This window comes from Phenylobacterium sp. (assembly GCF_035276905.1).
Lineage (GTDB): Bacteria > Pseudomonadota > Alphaproteobacteria > Caulobacterales > Caulobacteraceae > Phenylobacterium.
Genome location: NZ_DATELG010000018.1, coordinates 1 through 3,772 on the forward strand (window position 1 = coordinate 1; position 3,772 = coordinate 3,772).

At 68.4% G+C, this 3,772-nt stretch carries 4 protein-coding genes and 1 pseudogene; 3 read left to right on the forward strand and 2 right to left on the reverse strand.

The window, feature by feature from the left end:
- Window positions 1–397 precede the first annotated feature (397 nt).
- Both VJS38_RS00605 and VJS38_RS00610 read left to right on the forward strand, forming a co-directional pair.
- On the forward strand, window positions 398–949 hold the full coding sequence (locus VJS38_RS00605; protein WP_324086221.1) for an OmpA family protein: 552 nt from the start codon (window positions 398–400) through the stop codon (window positions 947–949).
- A 565-nt stretch (window positions 950–1,514) separates the two neighbouring features.
- On the forward strand, window positions 1,515–2,177 hold the full coding sequence (locus VJS38_RS00610; RefSeq protein ID WP_324086218.1) for a TetR/AcrR family transcriptional regulator: 663 nt from the start codon (window positions 1,515–1,517) through the stop codon (window positions 2,175–2,177).
- Window positions 2,178–2,315: 138 nt separating this feature from the next.
- Here VJS38_RS00610 and VJS38_RS00615 read toward each other — a convergent pair whose 3' ends face one another.
- Window positions 2,316–2,624, reverse strand: coding sequence for a CC_3452 family protein (locus tag VJS38_RS00615; protein ID WP_324086219.1), 309 nt, complete (start codon window positions 2,622–2,624; stop codon window positions 2,316–2,318).
- A gap of 322 nt (window positions 2,625–2,946) precedes the next feature.
- On the opposite strand from VJS38_RS00615, the gene VJS38_RS00620 reads away from it, so the two are divergent.
- The gene (locus VJS38_RS00620) at window positions 2,947–3,393 is read left to right on the forward strand and encodes a biopolymer transporter ExbD (RefSeq protein WP_324086220.1); all 447 of its coding nucleotides are present in this window, start codon (window positions 2,947–2,949) and stop codon (window positions 3,391–3,393) included.
- Between the two features lie 156 nt (window positions 3,394–3,549).
- Here the strand turns inward: VJS38_RS00620 and VJS38_RS00625 are convergent.
- Window positions 3,550–3,772 (reverse strand): annotated as a pseudogene (locus tag VJS38_RS00625) (glucose-1-phosphate thymidylyltransferase); the annotation flags it as partial.

Here is a 3,772-nt window from a genome sequence, read left to right on the forward strand (position 1 = left end):
TCACCTCCATCGCCGGCGGCTCGGGAACGGTCGGCGGATGGCCCCAGCTGGCAAGCACCGCCGACAGCACCAGGGCGTGGACGGCGAGGCTGCCCGCCGCGGCCGTCAGGCGTTCGCGGCGTCGCCGTCTGGCGGCGCGACCCTGGTGGTGCGCCTGCGCTTCCACGCTCATCGACTCTCGCGAACTCCTGCAGCCCCGCTTCGCGCCCTAACAAGCACGCCTGCGGGGCAGGATCGTGGCGCCGCTCCAAGACCGGCGTTCGCCGGACCGCCATCTTCTGGTCACGGACGCGTCATCACCGCGCCACGCCCGACGCCGCACCTCTTGAAGCTGCGCAATCGGATGCGCCGGGGGCGGGTTTCGCTCGCAACTCGCAATGGGAGATAGAATGTGATGATGAGGTCTAGTGTGGTTCGAACCAGCGCCGTCGCCGGCGTCCTGGTCTTATTGGGCCTGTCCACCAGCGGCTGCGCCAGCCACCGGTTCGTGCGCGACCAGGTCGCGGTGGCCGAAGAGCACACCACCCGCGTCGAGGGCACCGCCGGCCAGGCGCTCGACCGGGCCAACGCCGCCCACAAGCTCGCCGAGGGCAAGTTCCTCTACGAGGTGGTGCTGTCGGACGATTCCGTGAAGTTCCCGACCGACAAGCACGCCCTGTCGCCGGAGGCCCAGCAGCGGCTCGGCGAGCTGGTGCAGCGCCTGAAGTCGGAGAACAAGAACGTCTACCTGGAGATCCAGGGCTATACGGACTCCACCGGCACGCCGGACTACAATGACAAGCTGGGTGAGGCGCGTGCCGAAGCGGTCCGCAAGTACCTGAACCAGCAGGGGATTGCTCTGAACCGGATGGCGACGATCTCCTATGGCCAGGAGCAGCCCGTCGCGCCGAACGACACGAAGGAAGGCCGGGCCCAGAACCGCCGCGTCGCGATCGTCGTACTGAGCTAGTAAGGCGTATTCAGCTCCCGCGCCTCCCTTCAATCGGAGGTCCGCGCCGACGCGCGGCTGAACGCGTCGGCGGCCTCTCGAGGCTGCGGGAAGGGAAGTTGCTGCGCCCGTCGCGCCGAATTGGCGGCGACGGGCGTATCGACCCTTCGCCTGACGTCCCGATGCGGGTCAGGCGCTTCGGCTTTTCCTATTCAGACTTTTTCGGGTGTTCAGGCTTTCTCGGGCGCCGGCCGCGGCGTGGCGAGGGCGCGCGTCAGTCCGGTGGCGCCGACGGGATTTGCGAACAGCAGAAACAACAGAAGCATGACGTGGGGGTCTCAAGAGTTCGTCCCCGACGCAAGACGCCCGGGACCCGTTGCGGGTTCATGGCCAAGCCGACCCAGGATGGGCGCCTGCCGGGTTCCGGCTCGTAAACAGTGATTATAGCAAGATAAAGCCGAGCTGCGCGGATAGCGATGTTACTCGACGTTTACACGTCGCGGTTGGTGGCGGCGCCGCGGCGCCCTATCATTTGCAAATCGGGGCGCGGCGCAGGTCGAGCGACGGCGAAGGGACGCGAACCAGGTTGCCAAGGGCTAAGGGTGTCAAGAACGCCGACTACGAGTCCAAGCGGCGTGAACTGCTGGACCGCATGCTGCCGCGCTTCGCCCGACTCGACGTCGAGCGGCCTAGTCTGCGCCAGCTGGCCGCGGCCGCCGAGGTGACCGCTCCCACCCTGCAGCACTATTTCGGCGACCGCACCGGCGTCGTCGCGGCTCTGCTCGAGGAGTACCGCTGCCGCGGCGAAGCCCGGCTGGAGACGGTCTCCAAGGCGAACGGGGCCTTCGCCCAGTCGATGCGCGACTTCGCCCTGAGCCTGGTGTTCGGCATGCAGGCGCAAGGCCAGGTGCGGCTGGGCGACGTCATGGCCGCCAGCTTGTGCGAGGGCCTGGCCGACCCGCAGATCAGCCAACTGACGCTGAACCACATCATCGATCCGGCGCTCGACGCCCTGGTGGTCCGGCTCGAGGAGCACGCCGCCCGCGGCGAGATCATCGACTCGGACCTGCGCGCGGCCGCGCTGATGCTGCTCTCGCCGTTGCTGCTGGCGGTGCTGCACCAGGACCAGATGCGCGGCAGCGAGCGCCGGCGCATCGAGCTGATCGGCCTGGCCGAGCAGGTCTCGGCCGCCTTCGTCCGCGCCTACGCCGCCCCTGGAGCCATTTCCGAACAGGCCGCATCCGCCTGAGCGGGGTGGATCGGGACACCGCCAGCGGCGCGGTTCACGAAAAACGATGACGCGCCGAGAGCCGGCAAGGCTCTGGCGCGTCATGGGCTGAACGCTTGCGTCCCGGCGGCGGCGCGAGCCGCCCGCCGGCAGGCGCGGTTACTTGCGGGCCGCTTCGTTGCAGGTCGCGATCTGCTCGGCCGAGAGCGGCTTGGAGGACGGGCCGAAGGTGTTCACGCCCCCCACCTGGCGGGCGAGTTCCTTGCAGCCGCGGACGCTGCCGGTGTCGGCGCTCGGCGAGCGGCTCGCGCACACATCGCCCAGGCATTCGAAGACGGCGCCGCCGGCGACCGGCTTGGCCGCGCCGGACATGCTGGCGTTCAGCTTGGCGATGACCGGCTCGGCCATGGCCGAAGTGCCGAGGGAGAAGATCGCGGCGGCGGCCGCGAGGGTGGCTTGGAGCTTCATTCTGAGCCTCACGAGAGATGACTTTTCCGCACTGGCCGAAACCAGGCCCGTATCCTGAGTAGCCCAAAGAGGTGAACAGTGTTTTATTGACGCTGGGGAAAAAACGACGCCGGCGCCGAGAAGCGTGGCGGGCGCGTTTTGCCCCGAACGCAGGTATCGCGACGGGCCCTGAATCAGGGCCGGGAAAGCCTTCCTGGGCCGCGTGCGCGCCGCGTGTGGCCGCCGCCGACGCTTAGGCCTTTACAATCCTTCAACCGCTTGCCAATGGTCCCGGGAAGCACGAGCCGGGCCGGAAAGCCGCGCCCCAGGGAAGGAAATCAGCATGGCTGCAAAGCTGGGCGGTGGGAGCGGAGGCAGCCGCTTCGATCTCGGCCAGAACAGCGACATCAACGTCACGCCCTTCGTGGACGTGATGCTGGTGCTCCTCATCATCTTCATGGTCGCGATCCCCGCGGCCACGGTGTCGATCAAGCTCGACCTGCCGCCGGCCATTCCGCCGCCGCCGGGCGCGAAGGTCGAAGAGCCGGTGCTGATCAACATCCAGCAGGGCGGCGGGGTCTACATCGGCGACCAGTCGACCAGCCTGGACCGCCTGACGTCGGACCTCTCGGGGGTGCTGAGCCGAAAGGAGCCCGGCAAGGCCCCGACCGAGCAGCGGGTTTATATCCGCGCTGACAAGACCGTGCGCTACGGCGACTTCATGCAGGTGATGAACATCCTGCAGGGCAACGGCTTCTACCAGGTCGCCCTGATCAACGAAGAGCTCTAGGCGCTTCGGATAGAGAGAGAATGCGAACGGCCCGCCGGTCCGCCGGCGGGCCGTTTTTGCTGCGCGCCTGACGGGTGATCGCGGCCGCCAGCGGCGACGGCTTTCGACCTGGCCATTCCGAACGCGCCGCAGGGGGCGTCGCAGCGGCGACGCCGCCTACTCCGCCGCCGGCTCCTCGCCCTGTACGCCGCGCTCCGCCAGGTCGCGCAGGTAGCGGCCGTACTCGCTCTTGGCCTGCGCGCGGCCGAGGTCGGCCAGCTGGGCGGCGTCGATCCAGCCCTGGCGGAAGACGATCTCCTCGATGCAGCCGATCCGCAGGCCCTGGCGCTGTTCGAAGGTGCGGATCAGCTCGCCGGCCTGGATCAGGCTGTCGTGGGTG